Origin of the sequence: Massilia mucilaginosa (genome assembly GCF_011682145.1) — a bacterium.
Lineage (GTDB): Bacteria > Pseudomonadota > Gammaproteobacteria > Burkholderiales > Burkholderiaceae_D > Telluria_A > Telluria_A mucilaginosa.
Map to the genome: position 1 here is coordinate 1 of NZ_WHJH01000408.1, position 219 is coordinate 219.

The 219-nt window shown below is 61.2% G+C and carries 1 protein-coding gene; it reads right to left on the reverse strand.

Features of this window, described 5'->3' with window-relative positions:
• On the reverse strand, window positions 1-219 hold a 219-nt coding region (locus F2P45_RS37600; protein ID WP_187367282.1), incomplete at both ends, for a transposase.

The following is a 219-nucleotide window of genomic DNA, read 5'->3' on the forward strand; positions in this document are numbered from 1 at the left end:
GCGTATCGGGGAAGTGGTGGCGAATCCGCTTCAGAACGCGCCGCATGATCATCGCGTTCTCTTCGCCAAATGGTCGCCTTCCGGGCCGCAGTACCGCCGCGATCAAGCCGCCCGACTGGCCGTCGAAAATCATCAGCGGCAAGTAGCAGGTCGAACCATAGTGGTGGTTGTAGAACGCCAGCGGCTGCTGGCCGTAGCATGCATCCTCGGAGTGATCCA